The organism is Rhizobium sp. KNZ2-6A, from assembly GCF_056755475.1.
Window position 1 is genome coordinate 131,431 of the sequence record NZ_JBNDIC010000003.1, and the last position, 25,905, is coordinate 157,335.

At 56.9% G+C, this 25,905-nt stretch carries 18 protein-coding genes; 8 read left to right on the forward strand and 10 right to left on the reverse strand.

Going from position 1 to position 25,905, the window contains the following annotated elements; all coding sequences use genetic code 11:
- Nucleotides 1-498 precede the first annotated feature (498 nt).
- Nucleotides 499-798, forward strand: a complete 300-nt coding sequence (locus ACPYOP_RS03345) for a type II toxin-antitoxin system TacA family antitoxin (RefSeq protein WP_481408972.1) — start codon at nucleotides 499-501, stop codon at nucleotides 796-798.
- 623 nt (nucleotides 799-1,421) lie between these two features.
- Here the strand turns inward: ACPYOP_RS03345 and ACPYOP_RS03350 are convergent.
- The 7 genes from ACPYOP_RS03350 to ACPYOP_RS03380 all read right to left on the reverse strand — a co-directional run bounded on the left by ACPYOP_RS03350 (nucleotide 1,422) and on the right by ACPYOP_RS03380 (nucleotide 11,138).
- On the reverse strand, nucleotides 1,422-5,951 hold the full coding sequence (locus ACPYOP_RS03350) for a molybdopterin cofactor-binding domain-containing protein (RefSeq protein WP_481408973.1): 4,530 nt from the start codon (nucleotides 5,949-5,951) through the stop codon (nucleotides 1,422-1,424).
- Between the two features lie 166 nt (nucleotides 5,952-6,117).
- Entirely contained in the window at nucleotides 6,118-6,723 is a 606-nt protein-coding gene (locus ACPYOP_RS03355; protein ID WP_481408974.1) for a deaminase, read from the reverse strand.
- Nucleotides 6,724-6,737: 14 nt separating this feature from the next.
- Complete coding sequence (locus ACPYOP_RS03360; RefSeq protein ID WP_481408975.1) at nucleotides 6,738-7,736, reverse strand: nucleoside hydrolase; 999 nt, start codon at nucleotides 7,734-7,736, stop codon at nucleotides 6,738-6,740.
- Between the two features lie 5 nt (nucleotides 7,737-7,741).
- On the reverse strand, nucleotides 7,742-8,575 hold the full coding sequence (locus tag ACPYOP_RS03365) for a nucleoside phosphorylase (RefSeq protein WP_481408976.1): 834 nt from the start codon (nucleotides 8,573-8,575) through the stop codon (nucleotides 7,742-7,744).
- Between the two features lie 22 nt (nucleotides 8,576-8,597).
- Nucleotides 8,598-9,572 carry an ABC transporter substrate-binding protein gene (locus tag ACPYOP_RS03370; protein ID WP_481408977.1) on the reverse strand — a complete coding sequence of 325 codons (975 nt, stop codon included), beginning with the start codon at nucleotides 9,570-9,572 and terminating at the stop codon, nucleotides 8,598-8,600.
- 29 nt (nucleotides 9,573-9,601) lie between these two features.
- Nucleotides 9,602-10,414 (reverse strand): ABC transporter permease, encoded by an 813-nt coding sequence (locus tag ACPYOP_RS03375; protein WP_481408978.1) that lies wholly within the window; start codon nucleotides 10,412-10,414, stop codon nucleotides 9,602-9,604.
- Nucleotides 10,404-11,138: an ABC transporter ATP-binding protein gene (locus ACPYOP_RS03380; RefSeq protein ID WP_481408979.1), complete on the reverse strand. Its 735-nt coding sequence runs from the start codon at nucleotides 11,136-11,138 to the stop codon at nucleotides 10,404-10,406. The genes ACPYOP_RS03375 and ACPYOP_RS03380 overlap by 11 nt, the downstream gene beginning before the upstream one ends.
- 274 nt (nucleotides 11,139-11,412) lie before the next feature.
- Between ACPYOP_RS03380 and ACPYOP_RS03385 the strand changes: the two genes are divergently transcribed.
- Together ACPYOP_RS03385 and serA are read left to right on the forward strand one after the other, a co-directional pair.
- Nucleotides 11,413-12,345: a LysR family transcriptional regulator gene (locus tag ACPYOP_RS03385; RefSeq protein WP_481408980.1), complete on the forward strand. Its 933-nt coding sequence runs from the start codon at nucleotides 11,413-11,415 to the stop codon at nucleotides 12,343-12,345.
- Nucleotides 12,346-12,800: 455 nt separating this feature from the next.
- A complete protein-coding gene (gene serA, locus ACPYOP_RS03390; RefSeq protein ID WP_481408981.1) occupies nucleotides 12,801-14,039 on the forward strand; it encodes a phosphoglycerate dehydrogenase in 1,239 nt (412 codons plus the stop codon).
- 737 nt (nucleotides 14,040-14,776) lie between these two features.
- Here the strand turns inward: serA and ACPYOP_RS03395 are convergent.
- The 3 genes from ACPYOP_RS03395 to ACPYOP_RS03405 all read right to left on the reverse strand — a co-directional run bounded on the left by ACPYOP_RS03395 (nucleotide 14,777) and on the right by ACPYOP_RS03405 (nucleotide 17,716).
- Complete coding sequence (locus tag ACPYOP_RS03395) at nucleotides 14,777-15,148, reverse strand: GFA family protein (RefSeq protein WP_481408982.1); 372 nt, start codon at nucleotides 15,146-15,148, stop codon at nucleotides 14,777-14,779.
- Nucleotides 15,145-15,396, reverse strand: a complete 252-nt coding sequence (locus tag ACPYOP_RS03400) for a hypothetical protein (protein ID WP_481408983.1) — start codon at nucleotides 15,394-15,396, stop codon at nucleotides 15,145-15,147. Before ACPYOP_RS03400 ends, ACPYOP_RS03395 begins: the two co-directional genes overlap by 4 nt.
- 385 nt (nucleotides 15,397-15,781) lie before the next feature.
- Complete coding sequence (locus ACPYOP_RS03405) at nucleotides 15,782-17,716, reverse strand: methyl-accepting chemotaxis protein (protein WP_481408984.1); 1,935 nt, start codon at nucleotides 17,714-17,716, stop codon at nucleotides 15,782-15,784.
- A gap of 547 nt (nucleotides 17,717-18,263) precedes the next feature.
- Between ACPYOP_RS03405 and ACPYOP_RS03410 the strand changes: the two genes are divergently transcribed.
- From ACPYOP_RS03410 to ACPYOP_RS03430, 5 genes are all read left to right on the forward strand, one after another.
- Nucleotides 18,264-19,718 carry an NCS1 family nucleobase:cation symporter-1 gene (locus ACPYOP_RS03410; RefSeq protein ID WP_481408985.1) on the forward strand — a complete coding sequence of 485 codons (1,455 nt, stop codon included), beginning with the start codon at nucleotides 18,264-18,266 and terminating at the stop codon, nucleotides 19,716-19,718.
- 411 nt (nucleotides 19,719-20,129) lie between these two features.
- Nucleotides 20,130-21,824 carry a putative bifunctional diguanylate cyclase/phosphodiesterase gene (locus ACPYOP_RS03415; protein WP_481408986.1) on the forward strand — a complete coding sequence of 565 codons (1,695 nt, stop codon included), beginning with the start codon at nucleotides 20,130-20,132 and terminating at the stop codon, nucleotides 21,822-21,824.
- Between the two features lie 45 nt (nucleotides 21,825-21,869).
- The gene (locus ACPYOP_RS03420) at nucleotides 21,870-22,376 is read left to right on the forward strand and encodes a ubiquinone biosynthesis methyltransferase UbiE (RefSeq protein WP_481409088.1); all 507 of its coding nucleotides are present in this window, start codon (nucleotides 21,870-21,872) and stop codon (nucleotides 22,374-22,376) included.
- Nucleotides 22,373-23,548, forward strand: coding sequence for a methyltransferase domain-containing protein (locus ACPYOP_RS03425; protein WP_481408987.1), 1,176 nt, complete (start codon nucleotides 22,373-22,375; stop codon nucleotides 23,546-23,548). The genes ACPYOP_RS03420 and ACPYOP_RS03425 overlap by 4 nt, the downstream gene beginning before the upstream one ends.
- On the forward strand, nucleotides 23,545-25,905 hold the full coding sequence (locus tag ACPYOP_RS03430) for a SpoIIE family protein phosphatase (protein ID WP_481409089.1): 2,361 nt from the start codon (nucleotides 23,545-23,547) through the stop codon (nucleotides 25,903-25,905). Before ACPYOP_RS03425 ends, ACPYOP_RS03430 begins: the two co-directional genes overlap by 4 nt.

Here is a 25,905-nt window from a genome sequence, read left to right on the forward strand (position 1 = left end):
GCTCTGCTCGCTCTTTCGGCAAGATAGCGTAACGTTATCTGTCAATCGACGACCTTAATCAGAAAGTTCTCGATATCGACGTTATCGAGACCGCAGCTGAAACAAACGCTTGGGTGTACTCGGATCGAGTGGCGAGCGCAGCCTGTTTTCCGCGACATCGAACCTGCCATGGCCTGCCTGGCGAAAATTACGTGCTTCAAGCAGTCACGAGCTTCAGGTGCTTTCCTGCTATCTGCATGAGAAAGTTCTCACTGTGTCGGGTCTGCGAAATAGCGGCGGCCACAGAAAGCTTTCGAGACGCGAGCAGGAGTGCCTTCAACTTCTTGCAAGGGGCATGAGCTGATCCAGCCCAGATAGCGTGGAAAGATCAACGATACCTCCCGAGCCGGCCGATTCGATGGCGCCACCGTGGCAAGTTTTATTTTTCGCCTGGGCGAAGCAATTCTAGCGTATTGCATTTTGCGATGCGTGGCTCAACTGTCACTCAAGGAGAAGCCTGTGGCTAAGACCGTGGAACGCAAGGATTACCCGATCGCAATGCGTTTGCCTGCCGCGGACATTGCAATGATTGATCGTGCCGCCAGGCTGCGGGGCCGTTCGCGTACCGACTTTGTGCGCGACGCCGCCGTGCGCGCAGCCGAAGAAGTCGTCATGGAGCAGCGGCTGATCCGCATGAGTCCTCAAGGATTCGCCGATTTCATGGAAGTCCTGTCCCGTCCCGCAGTTCCGGTGCCCGAGATCGTGGAGTTGGCCAAGCGACTCGCCCCCTGGGAGCCCGGTTATAAGCCGAAGCGATAAGCCGCGGCTTTTTCGGCGCCTGAACCACTCACTGCAGCGCATGATGTTTCCGAATTCTCCTGCGGCAAGCCGGCGATCGATCACTGGCTGAGCACAGCGCTGGAGCGCGTGCTTAGCGCCATTTCGACGCATTCATCGCATCTCTTTTGAGCAGGCAAAACGCCGAGCCGATCTCCCAATATCGGTAGATTGCATCGAGGCTCCCTGCGATCAACCCTGGGAAATCATGTGCAATCTTGAACCGCGCCCTTGGCAGGGTGTGATTTGACGGCGCGCTGGGGCTCGTTCCGAAAATCGGATCGGGCGGCAGCTGTTCCTTTGGCTCAACGACGAGGATCGCGCGATGGTGGATCGGGAGATCATGAAGTCCTGGCGGAATGCTCCGCGTCTCAATTTGTTCGCAGGCTTCTTTGAACGAACCGCCAGCGGGCTTGAAGGTGCGCCCGATCTGGGCAGGCCGGAGCCCGAGATGGATCTTCTATCGTTCGATCTCGACTGCATGACGTTCTGGGACGCACACCGGCGTTTGGCGCCGTGTAAGTCGAATGTATCACTTCAGCCTTCAAGCCACGTCACCGTGGACATCAAAGAGACCGACCGATGCACGGACAGCCGAGACGCTGTTAATTTGCTAGTTCACTCCACACGACTTCGCAGGCGTTTCGTACCTCTTGCACGGTTGCGGGCGCGCGCAGATTAAAGAGCGTGCTGTGTCCGCGTTCCACTCTTGACGCCCGGATTGCGTCCTTGATTGCGAAGAACACCGAGTTTGCCAGCACCAGAGGCGGCTCCCCCACTTCCTTTGCGGAAAAAACCCCCTGATCGTCCGGGGGAATGTTGACCACGGATGGATCGTTTCGCGGGAAAAGTGACACATTGAACTCGAGAGGAATCGTGACATGCGCCGGGATTTTATAGCGCCAGGTGTTCGTGGTGTTCAGATGTCCTTTTTCGTTCGGTCCCGCGTCGTCCATCTGGGTCACGAGATTTTCGGTTAGCAGGAAGCCGATCCCCTGGACGAAGGCGCCTTCGACCTGTCCAACATCAAGCGCGGGATTAAGGCTCCAGCCCACGTCGTAGACTAGGTCGGAACGCAGGATGGTTGTCTCGCCCGTCAGGATGTCCACCTCGACCACCGAACAGGCAGCGGAATAGGTGAAGCCGACGAATTGGTTCTGCACATCGGTTACAGTGGAAACGTGGGCTCTCGTGATGCCGGGTATATCGTTCTGCTCATCCGGCTGCTTGAACCGCAAGACTGGCATGTCGAACTCGCCGTGCTCGATATTGGCGTTGAACGTGGCGGTCAGCGGCAGTCGGTTCGCATATGCTAAATTGATAAGGTTCTGCCAGATCAATTTGAGCCCTTGCTTTGTCTTCACCACCGTATTCCAGCCGTCCTGTCCGTAGTTCCAGAAATCGAGACCGTTATCCTTGCACCAATCGTTTCCGTTGTCCTTGAGCAATTGATATCCAAACTCATGCAACTGCTGCCTCAATTGCTCGCACGTACGCTTGACGGCCTCCGCGCTATAGGGTGTGCCAGTAGACGCTCCGCTGCTGCTCGTATTGGGGGTTGTATCTGTTTGGGGCGATTCCACATGGACGAGCGTCTGGGGAATATTCAGCACGTAGGCCGCAACCTGCCTTATCTGGGTGAGTAGCCCCTGTCCCATGTCGACGCCGCCTTGGTGAACGACGACCGAACCATCCGCCTGGTTGACGACAACAATGGCTGAAGATTGCTTCAGCTGCTCAAAGTTATATCCGGATCCATATTTGACCGGGATCAGCGCGATACCACGTTTGCGCCATTTGTGCTGCGCGTTAAAAGACTGAACCTTCGCGACCTGATCGTCGAAGTTGGCCTTGTGCTTCAGGTAGCGCCAAACCTCGGTCATATAGCAGGCCGTCAGCGTCTGGCCATAAGGCGTCACATCACCGCGTTGATAGAAGTTTTTCTCGCGCAGATCCTCCGCGCGCATATTCAAGGCGGCCGCGGCATCGTCGATCAGATTTTCGACGATGTTTGTAGCCTGGATGTCGCCAAAGGCCCGCATCGCGGTGTTGGGAGAAGTGTTCGTCCTGCAAACATCGATCTGACTCAGGAAATTGTCGATCATATATGCGTTATCGATGCGGGTCTGAATGCAATTGGTGACGATAAAGGAACAATCGTAATAGGCGCCGCCATCGGCCCACATCGTCAGCTGCATGCCTTTGATGACGCCCTTGTCTTCTGATCGCACCGATCCGTCGTCTACCACAATTTCTCCGACCCCATAAAGTGCATGCCGCTTGCCGATCATGGCCGTGTCTTCGTCGCGGGGCATCGCAAGGCGCACCGGAGCGTCCACTACCGTTGCGGCAACGGCAGTCGGCCCTGTAGTAAAGCGAGCCTGCTCGGTCTTGCCTCCGAATGCGCCGCCCAGCAATCGGGTCTGAATCTTGACCTTATTATATTGCTTCCCGAGAGCCGACGAGACAGTCTGATGCATCTCCATGGGGCTCTGAGTGGAAGAGTTGACGACGATACGCCCCTCGTCCGCCGGAATGGCGAGGCAGGCCTGCGTTTCCATATAGAAGTGTGCTTGGCCGCCGGTTTTCTGGTTATTGACGACGTGGAGGCAGCTCGCCCCATCAATAGTTTTGGTGTCGGACGTAGGAGCGGCATCGAAATCGGCTGGAGCTTCGGGAGGTGCTGCCCAGTCCATACGGCTGCGCAGGCGCCTGATTTGCCAGATATGGCAGAGATAGGGTACCGCATCCGGCGTGTCAGGGAAGATGCTTCCCTTCTGGATGGCATCTTCCAGGGTCAGGATGGGATTTTGCCAGCTCGGGTCCCAGCTTTCATCCCAGACGACCGGCGTATAGGCCAGACAGTTCGCCGATACATAATCGGCAATCAGGATCGCATCCTGTTCGGTGTCGGCAAGGACGAGCGCGATCGCCTGGCCCGAGTAGAGCACCTTGTCCACCGCGAACAATGGCTGATCGCCGCCCATGCCTTGAAAGTTGGCGGGTTGTATCGGCACGTCGGCATAGGTGATAAGCCGCCGGAATGTCGGGAACATCCTTAGAAGTTGACCGCTGAGTTCATCGGCGGTTACTCCACCGCCGCCCCACTGGAAATTGAACTGCGCCAAGGCGCTTCGGCTCTGGACGAAGGCGGCGTGCAGCGTGCCCTGAGGATAGGCCAGCTCATGGGTATAGTGGGTTCGTCCGGAACATTGTTCGATCGCGGTGGCTTTGATGTAGGGTTGGCCCACCGGAGCCTTGTAATCCTGGGCCGCGTAGTCCTGATGTCCGCCGCTGACCGGCCAGGTTCCCCAGGTGATTTCTCCGGCCGATGTCAGGTTGGAGGGAACTGACACGCCGACTTTCTGAAGCAGCGCAATCCCAGCTTTGAAAAACATGCCGGCGATAAGCTGAGCCTTGAACTCGATCGTAAAACCCTCGTCCGTCGCATCCAGCATTCTCCCCTGCGCTGCCTGCTGGAGAGCAATCGTCGCCGCGTCATATAAATTCGAGCATATGGTTGAAAGGGTTGTCAGGCTTAGACCCCCCGTCCCGGTGAACGCACTGAAAATACTGCCGTCCGGTGTCCAGATGGCGCCGTCGACCCCGCCGAAATAGGCAGATGTCGTCATGTTCTGAAACACGTCCCAATCGAAAATAATATTGGAGTTGATGATCGAGTGGGCATTGACTTCTCTCAATGCCGCTTTCTGAGCGAGACTGACATGCCGCTCTCCATAGGAAAGTGCTAATGGAACAGTGATGCCTGCGATGATCAGGTCATTAGGAGATTGACCATTCGCGACGTCATCAAACACGTTCTTTAAGACAGTGTTTGGGCTCCATACCCATCCGCTGCCGCTAAAATTATAAATGTTAATGCCGTAGGACATGTCGTCATTGTACACGGCGGTCGCCAGATCGGATGGAAAAGGGTCGCCGGTGCCATTGGCGATATGATGCAGATAGAGCATCAAATTTCCGCCGATCGTGGCGGCGTTGCGCACGATGCGGCCTGCCGTGCGCTTCAACATGTAAAAGATTGGATCGCTCAAAGCTTCATCGGACTTGCCGGCAGCATCATAAGCTGCCTGTATGGCATCGATGACCTGATTGTATGTTGCCCCCGCAGGTATCTGCAGATAGCCGCTATCATTGCTTATGGCGCCGTGCAGCTCGCCGACGTTTGCCAAATCTATAAAGGCGTCAACTTCCGCTTCTGAAAATTCCGTCTTGTAGATGCCATAGGAGGTGCCGCCATGGATGAGCCGGATTTTCTTTCCTTGGCTCCTGAGCGTGAGGTCGATGGACTCAAGATCCGCCATGTTTGAAGGCGCGAACCATTCTATGCCCGTTCCTGCGATCCAAAGCGGCGGTCCCGATGGGGGCGTTGCCGGGACCGGGATCGTCACCGTTTTCGGCACGTTGATCGGCGGGTTGTCCTGCAGGCATTTCATGCGGTTTTGCTCGTCCGCGGCGTCCCAGTCGCTCGCCCATGTTTCCATGGCGGTGAGGATCGGCCTGTAGCCAGTGCAGCGACACAGATTCCCGTCGAAGATTCCCTCGATCTCCTTTTTCGTCGCCTGCGGATTGTTGGTGATGAATTCGGACATGTTCATCACGAAACCGACGCTGCAATAACCGCACTGGCTGCCGTTATTCGTCGCGAGCGAATAAGCGACCGGATTGACATGCGATCCGTTAGGTCCGCTGGCGCTTTCGCCTGGCGCGGTATCCGTGATGGCGGTCTTCACGTCGCCAAGGAGGTTGAGAGGCAAGGGGGCATTGAAGGGTGCTGCGGAGCGGGAGGCCGTCGGATGGTGCGCGGGATAGACCGCGATATCGGCTGGCAATCCGCCTGTTCCCTCGATCGTCGTGATCGCCATTCCATTCAACGAGCAAAGCCTGCGCAAACAGGAATTGATGGCGCGGCTGCTGGGATGACCGTTTGACCAATCCGTCAGAATGACCGTACAGCCGCCACATCCTCCTTGCCCGCAGGGCTTTTTCGTGCCGGTGAGCCGCACTTCAGGTGAACGTAGATAGTCGACGAGCAGGGCAGACGGAGATGGATTTTCGATCACCACCGTCTCGCCATTAAGATAGAATTGCAAAGTGGAGTTCGGGTTCGGCATTTGCTATCTCCTGGCTGATTTCGACGATTGGACGGCTATTCAGGCCGCGACTACGAATTTTCCTCAAATCATATTGGTTGTGGCACAGCCTTCGACGGGCCCGGCCGTTCAAGATCCGAGATCTGCCATAAACTTGCCGCGTAAGCAGAAAGCCGCCGAGCGTCCGTCAGTTCAGCGGTATGGCGTTCTGATGCTTGCCCTGTTGGTAAAGCGCTGACAGAGAAGCGTATTCATCTGCTATTGCCGTCGCGCGCGCTTCAAAATGCGAGCGAACCGTTTTGTCCGAAACGGCGATCATCTCGCGAATAAATCGGCTCTGCCAGAAGGCGTTCTTGCGCCGATATTTTCCGGGATTTAATCCAAAAACCTCTTTCAAGATCTTCAAGTCATGAGGAATGCCAAAAGCATCGCGAGAATCCTCGTGAGTGAAAAACGAATAGAAGTTATCGAACCCGGCCCAGGTGATCGCCGAAAGACACATGGGGCAAGGCTCGTGCGTAGACAGGAAGATCAGATCCTTGGTGGACGGTCTTCCTGCTACCGGCTGTTCGGAAAACCTCTTAAGGGCATGAATCTCGCCGTGCCAAAGTGGATTTTCCGTCTCATTGTTCGTTTCCGCCAGGACGATGGAGAGGTCGTCTTTTTTCAACAAGGCGGCACCGAAGATCTTGTTCCCGTGCGATACGCCCTGCTGCGTCAGGGGCAATACGTGATCTTCCAATGCTGTCAAAAGGGCATTCAAAAGTCGGTTGTCGTCTGTCGGAGCATTCATCACTTGCGGCCCCTTCACGATGCCATAAGGCAGGGAATGTGTGTTCCGACCAACATGCCAAGTACGCGGCTGGCGTCCACGCCGACCGCAACCTTCTGGTCGGGCGCCATATCCCATTCGCCGGGTGGATAGGGAGTTTCCCAGTCGCGTTGAATCGTCTGCCCGACCGCCAATCCTTCGGTTACCACGCGGACCGGTCCCGAGCGCACCTGGAACAGCGACGGATCGACTACATAGACAGCCGCGGTGGCATCGTGAACGTAATAGCCGTCGATTCCGAACTGGGCGTGAAATGCGCGGTATCCTTTGGAGGTTTCGACGATAAACCGTCCCGCCTCGCCACCATGGGCGGTTAGACGATCAAGTTCCGCTGGTCCCATGACAACCTGTCGCGTCACATCGAGGCCAATCGCGGTGAGAGGCCAGGCTGCACCGAAGACCTCGTCGGCCGCAAGAGGATCGCCGATCATGTTTGCTTCGGCCACGGGCGTCACGTTGCCATTGTGTCCGGAGAGCGAAAATGCACCGCCCATGATAACGACATCCTTGACGAGAGAGGCAATGTCTGGCGCCTCCCTTAGCGCAAGAGCAAGGTTGGTCAGCCGGCCGACGGCGAGGAGCGTGACTTCCCCTGGATTTTCCCGCACCGTGTCGATGATGAATCTGTGCGCCGATCGAGGGTCCGGCTCTGGGAGGTCGGATTCATCCAGTACAATGTCTCCAATGCCGTTCTGGCCATGGATATGAGCGGGTGGCAAGCTTGTCTCGCCGGCAAGCGAGATGCCGGCGCCGCGCGCGATTGGTGCCGGAATGGCGAAGCGCTTCTTGAGATAAAGAGCGTTGCGTGTGACCGTATCGATATCGGCATTGCCGAAAACGGTGGTAATGCCAACCAAGGTCACCCATGGGTAGGCATGGAGAAACAGAAGCGCCGCCGCATCGTCGACGCCGGGATCCGTGTCGAAGATGATTTTCTGCGATCTGGTCCGGACGGTGTTTTCTAAGCTCCACATCGCCGTTACGCTTTCGTCAGGAGCGTCGGAAAGAAGTGTTTCTTGCCCGCTTCGGCCTTCTTTGCATCCCAGCCGGCGAGAATGACGACCGCGCGGCTCGCGACGGCACAGCACCGCTTGATCGAGTCAGCTGAATCTTCGCGTTTGCGCGTGATGCGATTGGCACCGACGGAGCAGATCATCCCGCCTCGAAACCCGAACAACTGCGCCAGTGTAAATATGGTTGCCGCTTCCATCTCGAAGTTCGCGACCTTGGCCTTCTGCAGATCATCGATGACATGGTCCATCTTCGACTGCCGAAAGCCGCCCGGCATGGGATTGACCTCTCCGGCATAAAAGCTGTCAACGCTGGCGGCGAGACCCAGATGGTAGCGTTCGCCCATATCTTCGGCCGCCTGGATTAACGCCATCAACACTTCATGATCGGCGACCGCCGGATAGGACCTGTCGACATAGGCGTCGACCGTGCCCGAAAGGCGGAGAGCGCCGGTGGAGATTACCAGATCGCCTGGTTCGATCTCCGGCTGAAGGGCTGCGCAGGAACCGACCCGGATAAAAGTGTCGGCGCCGCAATTCGAGAGCTCCACAACGGCGATATCAGTCGAAGGGCCGCCGACACCATGGGAGCAGGCCGTGATGTCGACGCCATCGAGCTTGCCGCGCGCGGTGCGGTACTCACGGAAATAAGCCACTTCCTCGTAGGAATCCCATGAACTTCCAACGACGGGCACGCGACCGGGATCGCCGGGGGTTAGGACGTAACGGGAAACATCACCCGGCCTGATCTTCAGGTGCATCTGCAGGCCGCCGGGGTGAATGGGTGTGTGTTGGATCGTCATGGTTTCTTCCTCAGGTGCGGTATTATTTCGCGGAAATGAATTCGGTCGAGTATGTCCTCGAGACGTCGATGGCGGTCTTCAGACCGCCGAACTCCCGAAGCGTTTCCTCGGTCTCGCCGACTACCTTGCCGTCGAAGGCGCAAACGCCCTTGGCACGCGAGAAATCGGTGTAGACATAGCTCTCCTGCAACTCGAGCTGTCTGGCCTGCTGTACCGGATCGAGCTGGTTGTTGAGGCCGACGATGGTCTTCACGGCCTCGTCCTTGTGCGCGTAGGCATAGTCATAGCCCTTCTGTGTCGCCGCGACGAAGCGCTTAACCAAATCCGGATTGCTGTCGACGGTCTTGCGGGCCGCAAAGATCACCTCGGCATAGGTGCTGACGCCAAAATCCGAGGGAAGAAGCGCTGACGTCTTGTGTCCCTGCAGGTCGAGGGCCACCGCTTCGTTGATGACGAAATCGGTCTTGGCGTCGACGGAGCCGTTGACCAGGAGTTGGTCGTTCGGCGACACCACCAGCTTGATCTTCTCGAGCGGCACGCCGGCCTTGGCGAGCATCGCCTTGGTCAGCGTCCAAGGGCCGCCCTCATTATAGGCAAGCGTCTTACCGATCAGGTCGGTCGGTTTCTTGATGCCATTTTTCTCCAGCGAGACCACGCCAGCCGGATGGCGCTGGAAACACGCAGCGACCATGACGAGATCCATACCGTTGGCGTCACCCAGCAGGATCTGCCCGACATCGTTTGTTCCGAACGTATTTGCGCCTGAAGCCACCAGCGCCGTCGAGTTCAGGTTGGGGCCGCCTGGCATAATGTCCACGTCCAGACCGGCATCGGCGTAGAAGCCCTTTTCTTGCGCCATCACGTAACCGGCAGACTGTACATTGAGGAGCCATGGTAACCGAAGCGAGACCTTGTCGGCCGCGAAAGCCGGTGCCGAAAGAGCAATGGCAGCGGTCAGCGTCAGGGCAGCCGAAAGGGCTTTTGCACTTAATCTCATTGCAAGTCTCCAAATAGGTTGGAAATGGTTCACGCGTCCATGCTGGCTTCAGGCCAGAACAGACTGATTTTTTCGATGATGATCACCAGATAGAACATCAGGATGGTTGCGACGGATGATGCGACGATCGCCGAAAAGAGCATGGCGGCATCCTGCTGGTAGCCGGCTGTGACGATGACCGTGCCGATCCCGAAATTGGCGCCGGTAAATTCCGCCACGATGGCACCGATGACAGCGGTGCTGGAACTCACTTTGGCTGCGGCAAAGATATAAGGCAGGGCGGCATAAAACCGAGCATGACGAAAGGTTTGCGCCTTGGTCGCGCCAATGACCGAGAGAAACTCCAGGCTCTGCCGATCGACAGTGCGTAGTCCCTTTACTGTGTTGACCAAGGTCGGGAAAAAGCAGGCGATCGCCGCGATCGCCACCTTGGGCGATAGACCGAAACCGAGCCAGATGGTCAAAAGCGGAGCGATGGCAAGAATGGGGATCGCCTTCAAGGTGATCGCCCACGGGAACAGCGCACGTTCGGCCGCTCTCGAATAAAGGAAGAGGACGGCCAGCGAGACGGCGAAAGCCGTGCCGATGATGAAGCCGAGAACCGCTGCGGCCATCGTCCAGGCGAGGTTCTGCAAAAGCATGTCACGCGCTTCCCAGATTTTGACGCCGATGGCGCTCGGGGCGGGAAGCAGATAGCTCGGAATGGAGAAGGCCCTCACCGCGGCTTCCCAGACGATCCCGATCGCAACAAAGAGGCCGATAGCCGGTGCGAGATCGACGAGGCGGGAAGCGAAGCGGGCGATGGTGACTTGTACGGACGGTACAATGAGCTCATTGCTCATGGATCAAAGCCTCCAATTCCTGAATCTGGCGCACATAATCGGGATTGGCGCGGAGCGCTGGATCGCTGACACGTGGATTGAGAACGGGAACGATCGATTTCACCCGGCCGGGGCGGGGTGCCATGACGACGATCTGATCCGAGAGATACAGCGCCTCGCTGAGGGAATGAGTGACGAAAACCACAGTCAGACCGCGTGCGTTCCAGATGCGGATCAATTCCTCATGCATCTCGTGGCGCGTAAAGTCATCGAGCGCCCCAAAGGGCTCGTCCATCAAAAGAATGTCCGGCTCATAGGATAGAGCGCGCGCAATCGAGACGCGTTGTCGCATGCCGCCGGAAAGCTGGGCTGGATAGTGATCGGCAAAGGCATCCAGATGAACAAGATTGAGAAGATCGAGGACCTTCTCTTTCCGCTCAGCCGCAGAGCCGGCGCCAAGGATCGTCAAAGGAAGTTCCACATTCTGAAACACGGTCTTCCAGGCGAAGAGGCTGGCGTCCTGGAACACAAAACCGAATTTCTTGCGGCGCTGGTATTCCACCGTGGAAAGCCCGTGAACACGCACCTCGCCTTTCGTCGGCGGAAGGAGATTGCTGATGATCCGAAGCAAGGTCGACTTGCCGCAACCACTACGACCGATGATCGACACGAAGCGGTTTTCGGGGATCGACAGGTTGACGTCGACCAATGCGTCTACGGCCGCCCGTTTCCCTGGAAAAGACATGGAGACGTCGCTGATTTTAATCGCGGCGTGCGCTCGGGATGCCTGCGGTATTGCCTGTATTGTGGAAAAAACCTCACCCACCGGTTTGATCAGCATTACGATCCCCTATGGTCCAATTGCCCTTGGGCGATCAACCGCCCTTTCTCCGGCATCGCTGAACGCGCCTTGTTGGTCTTCTCTTCAGCGATATCGATGATAAGACCGCCGGACGGTCTTGCACCAGCAGATTAATTGGCGCTAGCTGCTCGAATAATTCGCTCACTCGGAGGGTTGCATGGCGCTTCTGAAGACCTCGCTCATTCATTTCGATGCCGCAATCCGGCACGGCTCAATTCGAAAGGCGGCTGAAAGCCTGAACGTCGCATCCTCCGCCATGAACCGCCAGCTTCTTCAACTTGAACAGGAGATCGGTGTTGAACTGTTCGAACGACTGCCCCGTGGTATTCGGCCGACGGCTGCGGGGGGTGTGCTTCTGAGCTATATTCGTCGCTGGAATAGAGAGGCCGTGCTGGTTAAACAGGAGATCGGCAGCATTAGTGGTGGCGTGCGCGGGACGATCCGTATTGCTGCCGCAGAAACCTTCACCGAGGACCTGTTGCCGAACGCAATGATGCGGCTGCAGGCAACTTTTCCGCATGTGAGCTACACCCTGATTTCAGGCGACAACCAACGCATTACCAACGAGCTTCTAGCAAAGGAAGCAGATCTCGTGCTCGCTTACGACGTCAGCGACCATGTCCGTGCTGAAAGAGTGCATTCGGTCACCGATCCGATCGGCATCATAACGGCTCCAGACCATCCGTTGTCCCGAAAAGACATTGTGACGCGGTCCGATATTGCCGAATGCGCGCTCATTGCGCCGGGTGACGACTGGCTTCGGCATAGCGGCCTGAAACAGATTTTTGAGGGAGAGCAGGCTCCCGGCCGCATCGTCGCTCGGGCAGAACGCCCAGGCATTCTCAAGGCTCTCGTTCGTTCCGGCCTGGGTATCGCTTTCCTCTCGCTGCTCGGAGTGGAGAAAGAGGTCTCGGAAGGTAAGCTCGCCTGGACACCGCTCGCCTCCGGCATTATGGAGCCGGCGCGGATTTCAGTTCTCGTGCCGCGTGGCCGAGTACAACCCGTCTACATGATGGAATTCATTGAGATCGTGAAAGGTGAACTGGGTGAGTACGCGCGCGCCAATCGCCAGAGTTTAAGGACGTCCTAAGCGCGAGGTTTCTCGCCGGGAGAGAGGCCAACGACAAAGAAGCCAATCAGTCGTTTATGCCCATCGTGCCACGCTCGTCAGCGTCTTACATCCGAAGGAGCGAACGTAGGACGGGAATTGCTGCGGATCTTCCAAAGCCTGTTTCGAATTGCGCGAGGCGCCCTGGAATTCTCCCAATGGAGCTCGCGGTCACCGCCGAGAATTCCGCAGCGTCAAGACGCCGATCCGCAGGTGAAGCGAGGTCACGAGAGAGGTCAGCTATCGAGAAGCGGGAAGCTCAAAAAAGCGCTTGGCCTCAATGTGCTGATTAGAGAAGAGCCTTACCTCGACCATCGGAGTTGCGTTTGCTCTTGCGCCATCCATTGGATGGTCGCTAAACATTTTGCCATGTCCTTGAGCGTATCGGCCGACACGCAATCTCGGCTCGATCGAATTTCAGAACTGAAAGCAGTGCGATGACCAAACCCCTTTCCCTTCCGCGCGACCGGATTTCGGTGCTTCTGCTCGAAGGCATCAGCCAGAGCGCCGTGGACTATTTTTCATCGGCCGGTTACGTCAACCTGACGCACTTGCCAAAGGCTCTGGATGACAAGGATCTCAAACGTCACATAGCCGATGCGCATATCATCGGAATTCGTTCACGCACGCATCTGACGGAGGAAATTTTCAGCTCCGCCAAGAAGCTTATTGCCGTCGGTTGTTTTTCTGTCGGGACAAATCAGGTTGACCTGGATGCAGCCCGCCGACGCGGGATCCCCGTATTCAATGCGCCGTATTCGAATACGCGTTCGGTCGCCGAGCTTGTGATCGGTGAGATCATCATGCTGACCAGGCGGATTTTCCCGCGTTCTGATTCCGCCCATCAAGGCGGCTGGGATAAATCTGCCGCAGGCAGTCGCGAGGTGCGCGGGAAAACGCTTGGCATCGTGGGTTACGGCAACATCGGTTCGCAGCTCAGCGTGCTTGCGGAAAGCATGGGCATGAACGTTCGCTATTTTGACCCTTCAGATAGGCTTCGCCACGGCAATTCAGAATCCATGGCTTCGCTCGGCGCGCTTCTCGAAATCTCGGATTTCGTGACGATGCATGTTCCGGAGACCAGTTCGACGCAAAACATGATCACTGAGGCCGAGCTGCGCAGGATGAAAAAGGGGGCCATTTTCATCAATAATTCCCGCGGAACCGTGGTGGATCTTGAGGCGCTTGCGAAGGTTTTGAAGGAAGGACATCTCGCAGGCGCGGCTGTGGACGTATTCCCGAAGGAGCCGGCATCAAACAGCGAGCGTTTCGAAACACCGCTCCAAGGCTTGGACAATGTCATTCTGACGCCGCATATCGGCGGATCGACCGAAGAAGCCCAGGAGCGCATCGGAACGGAAGTTTCCAGGAAGCTTGTGGAGTATTCCGACGTCGGCTCGACGCTGGGCGCGGTCAATTTCCCCCAGGTTCAACTGCCGCCACGTCCCAACGGCACGCGTTTCATCCATGTTCATGAAAATCGCCCGGGCACGCTCAACAGTCTGAATGCGATTTTTTCGTCGCGCGGACTGAATATCGTCGGTGAGTTCCTGCAGACACACGGCGAAACGGGGTATGTGGTCATTGAAGCCGAGGGCGTTGGCCAGACAGCCGGTGACATACTTGACGCGCTTCGCCAGGTTCCGGGAACCATACGGGCTCGATTGGTTTACTGAGGCGCGGGTGGGGGAGGGCCGCCTTAGCCGGACGCTGGCGCTTGCGTATCTCATGGTGATGAGGTCGAAACCGTTTTCTATAGCCAGGGGGCAACCCGAAAACCTCGGCTAGTTGACGTTTCACGATCACATCCATCGCAGCTCCCGCTGCGGCTATCCTGCGAAACTCATCGAGCGCCAGCAGTTTTACGATGCAAGCATCCGCCGCGTTATTCAGCATGGTCTTTGGAAAGCAGAAAACTATCTAAATAGGCCTCGGCGCCCGTGTGATGCCGTTGCGGACCTAACGAAGGCTCGAGGCTGGCAAGAATCGCGCTCCGCTAATAAGCCGGGCTGCAAAAAAGAAAGCCTCATTTGGCGCCTGTGTTCAGACTAAGGTCCATGTTCAATACACTCCTTGTGGGTTATGGCCATTTTGCCCCCGGTCGCCTTCACACAACTAGTGTCGGCGGTCAGCCCTGTCACTAGAGTAAGCTCTGGTGACAGGGCGCTAGTTTAGCTGATTGATGGCTGGGCCAATCCCTCTCTGGGCTGGGAACATGTGCCCTGGTTTGCTTGCCAAGTTTAGCGAGTCTAGCTCTTCGATCTCGCTTTCCCAGAAGCGTTCGCGCATTTCCTCCTGGGGCAAATCCGAACCGATATCAGCCCAATCAAGGCGGCTTTCGACACCATAATGTGTTGCAGGCACGGTCTGCTCGGGGTGATCGAGAGAGTCGAGGGTCTTCCGGATGAGTTCATCATCGGTCCTCTTCGTATTGCTCCGCACCCTCGATCGGCGCAAGCCAAGGTTCCCGGCGCTTCGTCCAGAGCTCATAGGTGGGTGTGAGGCGAACAGGTGCCTCGGTCAGGACACCGAGCTTTATCTCGGCTTCCGTCTCGCGAACTGCAAAAACGCGCGAACCGCAGCGAGCGCAAAATTCCCGTCCGGCAAATTCGCTTGTTTCGCCCTCATATTCGAATTCACCTGAAGGCCACACGCCGAAGTAAGTAAAGGCCGAGCCGCTCTCTTGCCGGCAATCGGTGCAGTGGCAAATGCCGACACGAAGGGGATTTCCTCGAACCGCCAAACGCACTTGTCCGCAGCGGCACGAACCGGTCAATTTGGTCATGGCATATCCTCTTCGTCGACGACATCTGTGCTTGGACCCTCACCGCGGCTGACATGCTCCGTCCGCCAGCGCCCGTCGTGAAGCTGGTAGGTTATCTGGGCGTCTTCGCCACCTTGCTGCTGCCGAGCTGCGGCTGATTTCGCCGCGGCCAGCGCACTCTCGTGATCGGGAAACGTCTCCGACCAAACATCACCGACGCGATAGGCGAAGCCTTCATCGTGTTTGCTGACATTGTATGTTAGGGGCATAATCTCCTCCCGGCTTGGCCGATAAGGCTCGAAAGGTCAAGCGCGATCCATGGACCGAGTTCCTATCGCGTGAAACGAGAGGCTCCATTCATGGAACACCGTTCGCGTAATCAAAGTTCTGAGACGCGGAAAAGTTTCCAACAGTGATGGATGTTGCGATCGAGCGGCGCTCAGTCGTATCGCCATCCTTGAAATTCAAGCTGCTGGTTTGGCCCGCACAAGAAAGAGAATAGCCGACATTGCCGTTCGGGAGGCATGGACGCTTCAACACCTGGGAAACGTGAACATATCGGCCAGACATGGTCGCGGGAAGGGGCCGTACCTTCCCGCGATCTCCGATTTTAAAGCCTGGCAATCCCTTCAAAGACGGCCGCGGCCCGCAGGATCAAAACTCTTCCCAGGATGCCGATGCCGCTGCGGCCCCGCCGGAGCCGGTGAATGCGCCGGCAATCTTGGCCCGGAGCGAGCGCGCCGGTGATGCGGCGGGGCTGGACCGTTCGGTTGCGACAGCCGGTCGCGCGCGGCTGCGGCCATTTTGCAGGTTGAACTGCCCGAGGATATCGTTCAGTGTCGTCACCTCCTTGGCAAGGCTGTGGCTGGCGGCCGTCGATTCCTCGACCATCGCTGCATTCTGCTGCGTTCCCTGGTCGATGCTGGTGACGGCCGTGTTGATCTCCTGCAGGCCGGTTGCCTGTTCGCGGGCGGCCTCGACGATCGCGCGCACGTTGCGATCGATTTCTTCCACTTCCTTGACGATCTGCTGCAGCGATTGCCCGGTTCTGGTGACGAGAGTGACGCCGCTGTCGACCTGTTGTCCCGATGTGGAAATGAGCGCTTTGATCTCCTTTGCCGCCGTGGCGGATCGCTGGGCCAGCTCGCGCACTTCCTGGGCGACGACGGCAAAGCCCTTGCCCGCGTCACCCGCACGCGCCGCCTCGACGCCGGCGTTGAGCGCAAGCAGGTTGGTCTGGAAGGCAATGTCGTCGATGACGCCGATGATGTTGTTGATTTCGCCCGACGATTTCGAGATTGCCTCCATCGCAGCGATCGCCTGCTGCATGACTTCGCCGGATTTCTCCGCGCCGATCCGGGCGCGTCCGACCAGCGAGCTTGCTTCCTCCGCGCGCCGGGTGGAATCCTTGACGGTGGTGGTGATCTCCTCAAGGGCTGCGGCCGTCTCCTCGACGGAGGCTGCCTGCTGCTCGGTTCGCTTGGAGAGATCCTCTGCGGCCGATCGGATCTGGTTGGCGCCGGACGCTATGGCCTGACCACCCTGGCCGACGGCGACAAGCGTCTCCTCGACCTTTGCCATCGATGCGTTGAAATCTGCCCTCAGGCGATCAAGATGAGCGACGAAAGGCTGCTCCAGGCGATAGCTCAGATTGCCGTTCGAGAGCTCTCCGAGGCCATTTGCCAGGCTGTCGACGGCAAATTGCGCGTCAGCGGCGTCCTTGGCCTTTTGCGCCTCGCGCTCCAGCCTTTCCTTTTCGGAGAGGCTGCGGCCGGCAGCGGCTTCCTGTTCCAACCGTATGCGCTCGATGGCGCTGTCGCGGAAGACGGAGGCCGCCGCAGCCATCTGGCCGACTTCGTCCTTGCGCTCGATCCCGGAAACAGGCTCTTCGGTATGCCCATCCGCCAGCGAGACCATGCGCGCCCGCAGCCGTCCGATCGGAGCGGCAATACCGCGTGCCGACACAAGAACGGCGATTGCGATCGCAGCGGCGAAGAGAACGCCAAGTGCGATCAACGCATCGGTGATGCTCTCCGCAGCGCGTTGGCCGAGCGCCTTGCTCTTGGCATCGATATTCTTGTTGAAGGTATCGAGCCATTGGCGGACCGCAAGAACCTCGTCATTGATCAGAGGATCCGCCTGCTTCAGCAGTTTGGTTGAAGTGGTGTCGTCGTCCGCCAGTCCCGCCTTCACCGCCTGATCCGTCAGCGCGATGATGTCATTGGCCCTCGCCACCAGTTTGTCCAGGGCATCCGACTCCGCAGGCATCAGTTGCTTGGCGTTTGCAAGGCGCTGGAGAAAGATCCTTTTGTTCTCATCATATTCTTTTGAGAACGTGAGAATCTCCGGGCCATTCGCCCTATAGACAGAGATCTGATAGGCGTTGTAGCCCAGCGCCGTCACCCGCTGACTGGCCCTCGCCACCTCCACGGCCGCTCTCGCATCCTTCGTAATAAAGTTCGAATAAGTGGCAATACTGTCCTTGTATTGGTTCGATACGAAGAGGACGCCTGCAATCCCGATCAGACAGATCGGCATCATGATGGAGAGTACTTTCGTCCTGATTTTGGCGTTCTGGAGAAATGACATGAGGAGGCTCGTTGGATTTGCGAGCGAGTGGCTGTCTGCGCAACGAAGATCGATGCGCTTTGCCCATTGCTCTGAAGATCGGGAACATTGCAGGGCACGAGCATCCTGCCCGTCGCATCTTGGCGCTGCGCCATGAAAGATGGCAGACAAATCTGATAAAACAATTAATAACGAAAGCTGCATGAATTGATTAAAGTACTTCGATTAACCGTTAGCAGATGCAATAACATCTAAAAATTGCATTCGTGTTTATATTTACGATAATTCAATCGTTCTACGCGTATAATCGGTTGATTTGGCTGACGTATATTATTTCAAGATTTCGCAGCGTCGTTATTGTCAATCTATACTGTATTTTCCTCTTGCTTGGATGTGATGTAAATTACGACTTGCGTTCATGTTGGCGCATGCGCATCGAATAACAAAGTACAACGATTATGAGCTGGAAAAGCCATCCACTGCATCGCATCGCGATTGCCATACAGGCATTTTGGGAGCACGCTTCGCGAAGAGTCCGGCGGACTCTGAAAGATTGGGGAGAGGGGAAATGACCATACAAAATCCATCGCCTGCGTTGTACAACGAAGACTTGGCGCCCGCCGAGGAGAGGAAGTGGGGCGCGTTCAGTATCTTCAATGTATGGACGTCGGACGTTCACAGCCTTTGGGGATATTATCTTGCCGCTAGTCTTTTTCTGTTGTGCGGCAGTTTCATCAACTTCGTGATTGCGATCGGTATCGGCTCGCTGGTCATCTTCTTCCTTATGAGCCTCGTCGGCAACGCCGGCGTCAAGACGGGCGTACCCTTTCCGGTCCTTGCCCGCGCCTCCTTTGGAACCTTCGGCGCCAACGTCCCGGCACTGGTGCGGGCTGTCGTCGCCTGCTTCTGGTATGGCGCTCAAACCGCGGCCGCCTCGGGTGCGATCGTCGCACTTCTGATCCGCAACGAGAACATTCTCGCATTCCATCAAAGCAGCCACATGCTCGGCCATTCGACGCTCGAGGTCATCTGCTACGTCGTCGTATGGGCGCTGCAGCTTTTGATCATCCAGCGCGGCATGGAGACGGTGCGCAAATTTCAGGATCTGGCCGGCCCGGCCGTCTGGATCATGATGCTGGTGCTTGCGGTCTATCTGGTGGTCAAGGCAGGCACGTTTTCCTTCGGCAATGAAATTCCCCGCGAGGTGCTGCTGGAAAAGACGAAGGACGCGGGTGTGCCCGGTGAGCCTGGATCCTTCTCGGCGCTTGCGGCTGTGGCCGCCACCTGGATCACCTACTTTGCAGCGCTTTACCTGAACTTCTGCGATTTCTCACGCTACGCCAAGGACACCAAGACCTTGCGGAAGGGCAATCTCTGGGGCCTGCCGATCAACCTTCTCGCCTTCTGCCTCGTCGCTGGGGTGACGACCACGGCTGCCTTTACCGTCTACGGCGAAGTGCTTCTGCATCCCGAAGCGATCTCGGCGAAGTTCGATAGCTGGTTCCTGGCGCTGCTTGCCGCATTGACCTTTGCGGTCGCAACGCTTGGCATCAACGTGGTCGCAAACTTCGTTTCGCCGGCATTCGATTTCTCGAATGTTTTCCCAAGGCAGATCAGCTTCAAGCGGGGCGGCTATATCGCGGCCCTGATCGCGCTGGTGCTCTATCCGTTCGCGCCATGGGAGACGGGTGCCGCGCATTTCGTCAATTTCATCGGTTCGAGCATGGGGCCGATCTTCGGGATCATGATGGTGGATTACTATCTGATCCGGAAGGGCGAGCTGAATGTCGCGGCGCTCTACCAGGAAAACGGCGAGTTTCGCTTCCAGAGCGGCTGGCATAGAAATGCCTTCATCGCCTTCGTGGTCGGCGCGCTGTTCTCATCGATCCTGCCGACCTTCACATCGATCCTGCCGGAATGGTGGGGAACCTACGGCTGGTTCTTCGGCGTCGGCATCGGCGGGACAGTCTACTATCTGCTTCGTATGAGCGCTCGTGGTTCCGCCATCGGGGCTGCGACTTAACCGGAACTGTCCTGCCCGGCATCGAGTTGCCGGGCAGGGCTCGGACCCCCGCGACGCCCTTATCGACGCAGTTTTCAATTGTGATTGATTGCAAGGCGCGATGAGCAAAGCCCAAAAGGTTCGATGCCCTTGAAGAGCTTTCATTGGTAATTGGGAGTGAATGCTAAGGTCTGCTGTGTAGATCGATACCGCTGCCCATTCTTTTATTCAGCTTATGCCAAAGTAATTGCCGCTAAATAACCACCTTGTAATATATTCACTTAAAGCGATTATCACATTCTGCTAAGTTGTGATCCACGCCCGCATGTTTGATGAGTCTGCGATTGTTGATACGCAAGCTCCCGACGAACGGGCCAGTTCAAACTGAATAACGGCTAGATCTGGCTTGGCCGTTTAGGAGGACGAGGCCATATGCGGGAGAATGGAGCGGGCCGGATTCCACGCTTGTCCGAATCTAACAGCGGTTTGGAGGCGATGATCTCGCTTTGGGATCTCGATCTCAAACTGGTCGACTCGTCTACGAAGTTTAAAGAGTATGTCGGGCTCCCATTCCAAAACGACGTGACTTTATGGGAGGCGTATCCGGCGCTCGCCAAGCCGGCTCTTGCTTCGCTCATTCAGCACGTAATCGATACGGGTGAACCGCAGACGATCCAGGTTAAAGCCTCGAAGCGTGGGACATGCAATTTTCTGATTTCCCATATTCGGACAGGACTCTTGATTGTCGAGACCAAAGGGTCGCGCGCCTATGAGAGTTCGCCATCCGAAGATACTGAAAAAGCTCAACTCATTCATCAGGCGATGCATGATGCCTTGACCGGATTGCCCAATCGCCGCCAATTCAGCACCGCGCTCGCGCAGCTTCTTCCGGCCAGCGGCGAGATCGGGCCTGTGCTCATGCAGCTCGACCTCGATGACTTCAAGCCTGTAAACGATACGCTTGGTCACGGGGCCGGCGATATCGTGCTCAAGCTCACCGCCGAAAGGATCAAGGAAACGCTGGGCCGAGGCGGAACGGTCTACCGCCTGGCGGGCGACGAATTTGCCATCATCCAAACCGGATCCCAACGGGCGTTCGAGGCCGAAAGATTGGCCGACGCGCTGATCGCCGAGTTCAAGAAGCCGTTCATCGTCAACGATATCTCCCTTTTCGTTGGTGTCAGCGTGGGGATTGCCATTGCGCCCCGCGACGGCAACGAGAGCGAACAGTTGATGAAGGCTGCCGATGTTGCTCTTTATGCCGCGAAAAAAGAGGGAAGACGCAGGGCCCGGACATTCGATCCCGGCATGCTGATCGTCGTCGAACAAAGGGAATTGCTGCGACGCAGCCTGCGTGTGGCACTTCAGCACGACGAGTTTTTCGTCGAGTATCAGCCGCTGTTGGAGCGGTCTTCCAGCGTGGCGGGCTTTGAAGCGCTGCTGCGCTGGCGTCATCCGATCTTCGGTATCATTCCGCCGGCAGCCTTCATTCCCATGGCCGAAGCTGACGGCCTCATGAATGAAATCGGCCAGTGGATGCTGGAAGAAGCGTGCCGCGAAGCCCTCGGATGGCCTGCGCACTACACTCTCGCGGTCAACCTTTCTCCCGCCGAATTCCTGACGCCCGGTCTTACCGATCGCATTTCGCAAATACTCGACATAGTCGGATTTCCCGCCGAGCGCCTTGAATTGGAGATCACCGAAGGTGTGCTGCTGGAGCGGACCACCAACAATCTGGATACTCTAAATACCCTCAACGTGCTCGGCATACAGATTTCCCTCGACGACTTCGGCACGGAGTATTCCTCGCTGAGCTATCTCAAGAATTTTCCCTTCGATACGATCAAGATCGATCGTTACTTTATCAAGGACCTTTTGCAGGACACCAAGAGCCAAACGATCGTTCGCTCGATCATCGGCCTTGCCCACGGTTTGGATATGTGCGTGACCGCGGAGGGTGTCGAGACGCCGCAACAGGCAAGCTGGCTGCTGCAGGAAGGCTGTGACCGGTTGCAGGGTTATTGCGTCAGTCCGCCACTTCGCGCTGATAAGCTAGATGAATTCATAAGACGCGGGGCGCGTATTCAGCCGACGGCGACTTTTGACGAGTTCCATGCCGGGCCGTGAGTGCTTGAAACGTATTTCATCCAGGAGTTTCTTAAGGTGGACACCATGGAAATGCAGGCAGACGCGACTTTTGAGCCATTGCTTGAGCTGCAGCTGCAAATGGCGGACTTTGTAGCGGACTGGCTGCATTGCGATCAATGCGCCGCTTATGTGGCCCGCATGGTCAGTCATGATCGTCACGATTCCATCCGTCATGCCAATTTGCTTTCGGCAGCCTTAAACGAATTGTTCGAGATGTCTTTTCATACCAAAGGCTATAAGGGCGCTCTTACCTGCCGCTTTTATCGCAGCGGCTCGACCGAGAGAGTTGAACTGATCTTCCCCTGCTCGGACGAGCAACGCAGCTCTTACGAAACGGTCGCTGAATGTATGGGAAGCGGCCAGGCGCTCGCAAGCTATCTTGACATGGTAACCAATGACGCCGTGCGCGTGGAGCACGCGATCCTTCTCGGCCTGGCGGTCAATTACGATGCCGATATCAAGCTGAGCGAGCAGAATGCCGGCATGGTGACCTTCGTGGTGGATATCGCGCTTGAAAGGCTACTCAATTGAGCAACCATCTGTCGGGGCGCTTTCAGGCACAATTCGACGCCAACGATCAGGAGTTCTCTCTTTCGGGGGTGCTCAGACCATACTCGGTTGCCGAACTTGCCGATGATCTGGCCCTTCTGCGGTCCGGTATCGAAACGGTCAATGGCGTCTGCTACATCAATCTCAAGCGCGTCACGCATATGAACAATACGGCGTTTCGCGCCCTGACGCATGTGCTTCTCGACGCGACCCGATCGCGGCCGGATCTCAAGCTGACGATCGTCGCCTCGAGCGTCGTCGCGTGGGCGGAGCGACTGTTTCGTCATTTGGGCGATCTTTCGCCCAACATCACCGTCGAGATCTATGACTCTGCCTTTTATCCGGGGCAGACCTTCGTCGAAAACCAGAGCTTCATACCGATTCTGAGAACGCAGACAAAGATGACGTGGCGGCATGAGCGCGAGATATTGCCGCGGCATGGGCTTTACGAGGGTCTGCATGTCGCCGACATCTGCTGCGGCATTGGCGATTTTGCGATGCTGGTGCGAAAGGACTTCAAACCGGCACGGATCGTTGCTCTCGATCACTCGTTGCCCAGCCTGGAATATGCCCGCAAGGTTGCCGAGGATTTCGATGTTACCGACATCGAATATACCTACGGCGATGCATCCCAGATGCTGTTCGAAAGCGATCAGTTCGATTTCGTGACCTGCAGGCATTCACTGCAGATCTTCGATCGTCCGGATATCCTGCTTCGGGAACTCTATCGCATATGCAAGCCGGGTGGCCGGGTCTACATTACGAACGAAAAGAACTCTCATTGCCTTGGAGAGCCCAGAGCCGACAGCATCCAATGGACCTACAACGAGGTCGCGAAATTGTTCGCTCATTTCGACATGGATGTCGAGATGGGGCCGAAGGGGCGCCGCATGCTGCTGGACGCTGGTTTCACGGATGTGAAAATGGAAAGCTTCATGGTTACCAATCTGGATGGCAATGCTCAGGATTTCGCCGACGTCGTTACAGCGTGGCAGAATGTCTATGCCGATGAAATGGCCGTTAGAAGGGGCGATCCTCCAGCATTCATCGAGCGGTTCAAGCAAGGTTTCGCGGATCATATTTTCGCGGCACTCCACCCCAGGGGCTATGCCGGATGGCCCATCTGGGCTTCTTCGGGGCAGAAGCCGCTATGATGGAAACGCCAATTGCCAAGCAACGGCTCGGGCTGCGCTCATTTCGTGCCAAATTTCTACTGGTCGTGGGGGGAGCGGTCCTGTTCGACCTCATGGTCAGCGGCGGTCTTTCGCTGTGGAACGTGCAGCGCCTTTCGCGCAATGCGACGACGGAGGTGGGGCAGGGGCTGGAGAAGGCAAGCCAGGATTACATCCGTTCCTATGCGGATTCGACCGCGGCCGAGGTCGGCCTGCTGATAGACCAGGTTCATTCCGACGTGAAGGCGCTGGCGGGTGTACTTCAGGACCAGATCGACAATCCCGCCAGGAGCGGAACTGTCGGCGCCGCCATAGCCGAGGCCTCTCCCGGTGCTGTAACTGTGTCATACGATCCTGTGGGCCAGTGGGCGCAAAATCTTCCCGGAACGCCCTCCGTCATCAGTGTCTGGGGCTACTTGCTGGACAAGGATCACCGCCCCCTGCCTCAGGTGCAGGCCGACATCGAGTGGAGTGCGGTGCTCAATCTCGTCGCGCCGTCGTTGCTGCACAATGGCGCATCGAAATTGCAGATGTACTATATCGGTCCGAGAGAGCGCCCCATATTCCGGACAGCGCCCTATACGACGCAGGCACAGACTTTCGACAAACTCTACCCCGGGCACAACAGCGCTGATTTCTGGACCTTCTTCTTTCCAGGTCTTTACGAATCCTGGCAGCAATGGGCCGCAAACCCCTCGTCGCGCCCCGTTCCCGATTACATCACCCAGACGGCACCCTATACGGATGCGATCACTGGAAAGCTGATCGTCAGCTTTTTCCACCCGTTGTGGACGCCGGACCGGCATGGGCTGGCCGGCGCCGCCGGCGCCGATATTACCCTTACTCAGCTTGCGGAAATCGTCGAGAACGTGAAGGTCGCTCAAAGCGGCTTCGGTTTTCTGACCATGTCGAATGGCAATGTCGTCGCGATCAATCCCGTCGGCGAAAAGATCATTGGTTTGCGTTCCTCCAACGACGCTGCCGCCAAGGGTGTCACCGGTCTTGACCGATCGCTGCGCAACAGCTCGCAAAAAGCCATCACAACGCTACCTCTCGATGCGGATGGTGCCATCCGGCACATTTCACTCAGCGAACACGGAGAGGACGTTCCTTACCTTGTCGTCATCAAGCAGCTGCACACGACCAATCTCTGGGTGGACGGGCCAGTGCGGCGCGAGGTCATGTCGCTCGGAATAGCCGTGCCCGAGCGTGAGATCTACGCTTCGCTCATTGCCGCCAAAGAGGAGATATCGCGTGCAACCAATCGCATCCTGCTCTACCAGATCATGGCGGTGCTGGTCTCGCTATTGATCGTTACGGCGGCGGTCTTTGCTGCCTCCAAACGCGTCACCAGCGGTATCAGTGCACTGGCAAGCGCTGCCAAACGCATACAGGCGAAAGATTATTCCGTCCGGGTCGATATCACGAGCAAGGACGAGGTAGCGGAAGCGGGCGTCGCATTCAACCGAATGGCCGAGGATATCAGCTTCCATACCGAGAACCTCGAGAAACTGGTTTCTGACCGGACCAAGGAAATCGAGGCCGCCAAGGAAGAAATCTCGACTCTGAACAGCCAGCTGAAGAACGAAAACCTGCGGCTGGGTGCCGAACTCGACGTTGCCCGGCAAATTCAGCTTATGGTCCTCCCCCGCGCCAAGGAGCTTACCGCCATTGAGCATCTGGAAATCGCCGCCTACATGCGTCCGGCTGACGAAGTCGGAGGCGATTACTATGACGTTCTCCAAAACGGAAATAATCTGAAGATCGGCATCGGCGACGTGACCGGACACGGGCTCGAAAGCGGCGTGCTGATGCTGATGGTGCAATCGATCGCCCGCGCGCTGCAGGAAGCGGGTGAAATGGATCCTTCTAAATTCCTGACTGATCTTAATCGCGCAATCTTCAAAAACATCGAACGAACGAAGACTGACAAGCATATTACCTTATCGTTTCTGGACTACGACGGCGAACGGCTGACGATATCCGGGCAGCACGAAGATATGATCATTGTTCGTCAGAACGGCAATGTGGAACGGATAGAGACCGGCGATCTCGGTCTGCCGGTTGGTTTAGAGCTCGATATCGCTCCTTTTGTCGATACCAAGGAAATTAGGTTCGAGAAGGGCGACATGGTTGTCCTGCATACGGACGGTGTCACCGAAGCCGAAAATTCGAGTGGCGAGCTGTTCGGATTCGAGAGGCTCTTGGAAGATGCCCGCCGCCTGCATGGCGGGACCGCGGAAGAAGTCGTGGAGGGCATACGCGCCGATTTGATGACTTACATTGGCACCCACAAGATCCATGACGATATTACCCTTGTGGTGATGCGACACAGGTGA

What these genes read in the sequence shown, in the direction of transcription:
- ACPYOP_RS03360 (WP_481408975.1), bottom strand. Translation starts at nt 7,736, where the DNA reads ATGTGGAGCTTAGAAAACACCGTCCGGACCAGATCGCAGAAAATCATC.
- ACPYOP_RS03370 (WP_481408977.1), bottom strand. Translation starts at nt 9,572, where the DNA reads ATGAGATTAAGTGCAAAAGCCCTTTCGGCTGCCCTGACGCTGACCGCT.
- ACPYOP_RS03375 (WP_481408978.1), bottom strand. Translation starts at nt 10,414, where the DNA reads ATGAGCAATGAGCTCATTGTACCGTCCGTACAAGTCACCATCGCCCGC.
- ACPYOP_RS03355 (WP_481408974.1), bottom strand. Translation starts at nt 6,723, where the DNA reads ATGAATGCTCCGACAGACGACAACCGACTTTTGAATGCCCTTTTGACA.
- ACPYOP_RS03415 (WP_481408986.1), top strand. Translation starts at nt 20,130, where the DNA reads ATGCGGGAGAATGGAGCGGGCCGGATTCCACGCTTGTCCGAATCTAAC.
- ACPYOP_RS03430 (WP_481409089.1), top strand. Translation starts at nt 23,545, where the DNA reads ATGATGGAAACGCCAATTGCCAAGCAACGGCTCGGGCTGCGCTCATTT.
- ACPYOP_RS03405 (WP_481408984.1), bottom strand. Translation starts at nt 17,716, where the DNA reads ATGTCATTTCTCCAGAACGCCAAAATCAGGACGAAAGTACTCTCCATC.
- ACPYOP_RS03395 (WP_481408982.1), bottom strand. Translation starts at nt 15,148, where the DNA reads ATGACCAAATTGACCGGTTCGTGCCGCTGCGGACAAGTGCGTTTGGCG.
- ACPYOP_RS03380 (WP_481408979.1), bottom strand. Translation starts at nt 11,138, where the DNA reads ATGTCTTTTCCAGGGAAACGGGCGGCCGTAGACGCATTGGTCGACGTC.
- serA (WP_481408981.1), top strand. Translation starts at nt 12,801, where the DNA reads ATGACCAAACCCCTTTCCCTTCCGCGCGACCGGATTTCGGTGCTTCTG.
- ACPYOP_RS03350 (WP_481408973.1), bottom strand. Translation starts at nt 5,951, where the DNA reads ATGCCGAACCCGAACTCCACTTTGCAATTCTATCTTAATGGCGAGACG.
- ACPYOP_RS03410 (WP_481408985.1), top strand. Translation starts at nt 18,264, where the DNA reads ATGACCATACAAAATCCATCGCCTGCGTTGTACAACGAAGACTTGGCG.
- ACPYOP_RS03365 (WP_481408976.1), bottom strand. Translation starts at nt 8,575, where the DNA reads ATGACGATCCAACACACACCCATTCACCCCGGCGGCCTGCAGATGCAC.
- ACPYOP_RS03385 (WP_481408980.1), top strand. Translation starts at nt 11,413, where the DNA reads ATGGCGCTTCTGAAGACCTCGCTCATTCATTTCGATGCCGCAATCCGG.
- ACPYOP_RS03420 (WP_481409088.1), top strand. Translation starts at nt 21,870, where the DNA reads ATGGAAATGCAGGCAGACGCGACTTTTGAGCCATTGCTTGAGCTGCAG.
- ACPYOP_RS03400 (WP_481408983.1), bottom strand. Translation starts at nt 15,396, where the DNA reads ATGCCCCTAACATACAATGTCAGCAAACACGATGAAGGCTTCGCCTAT.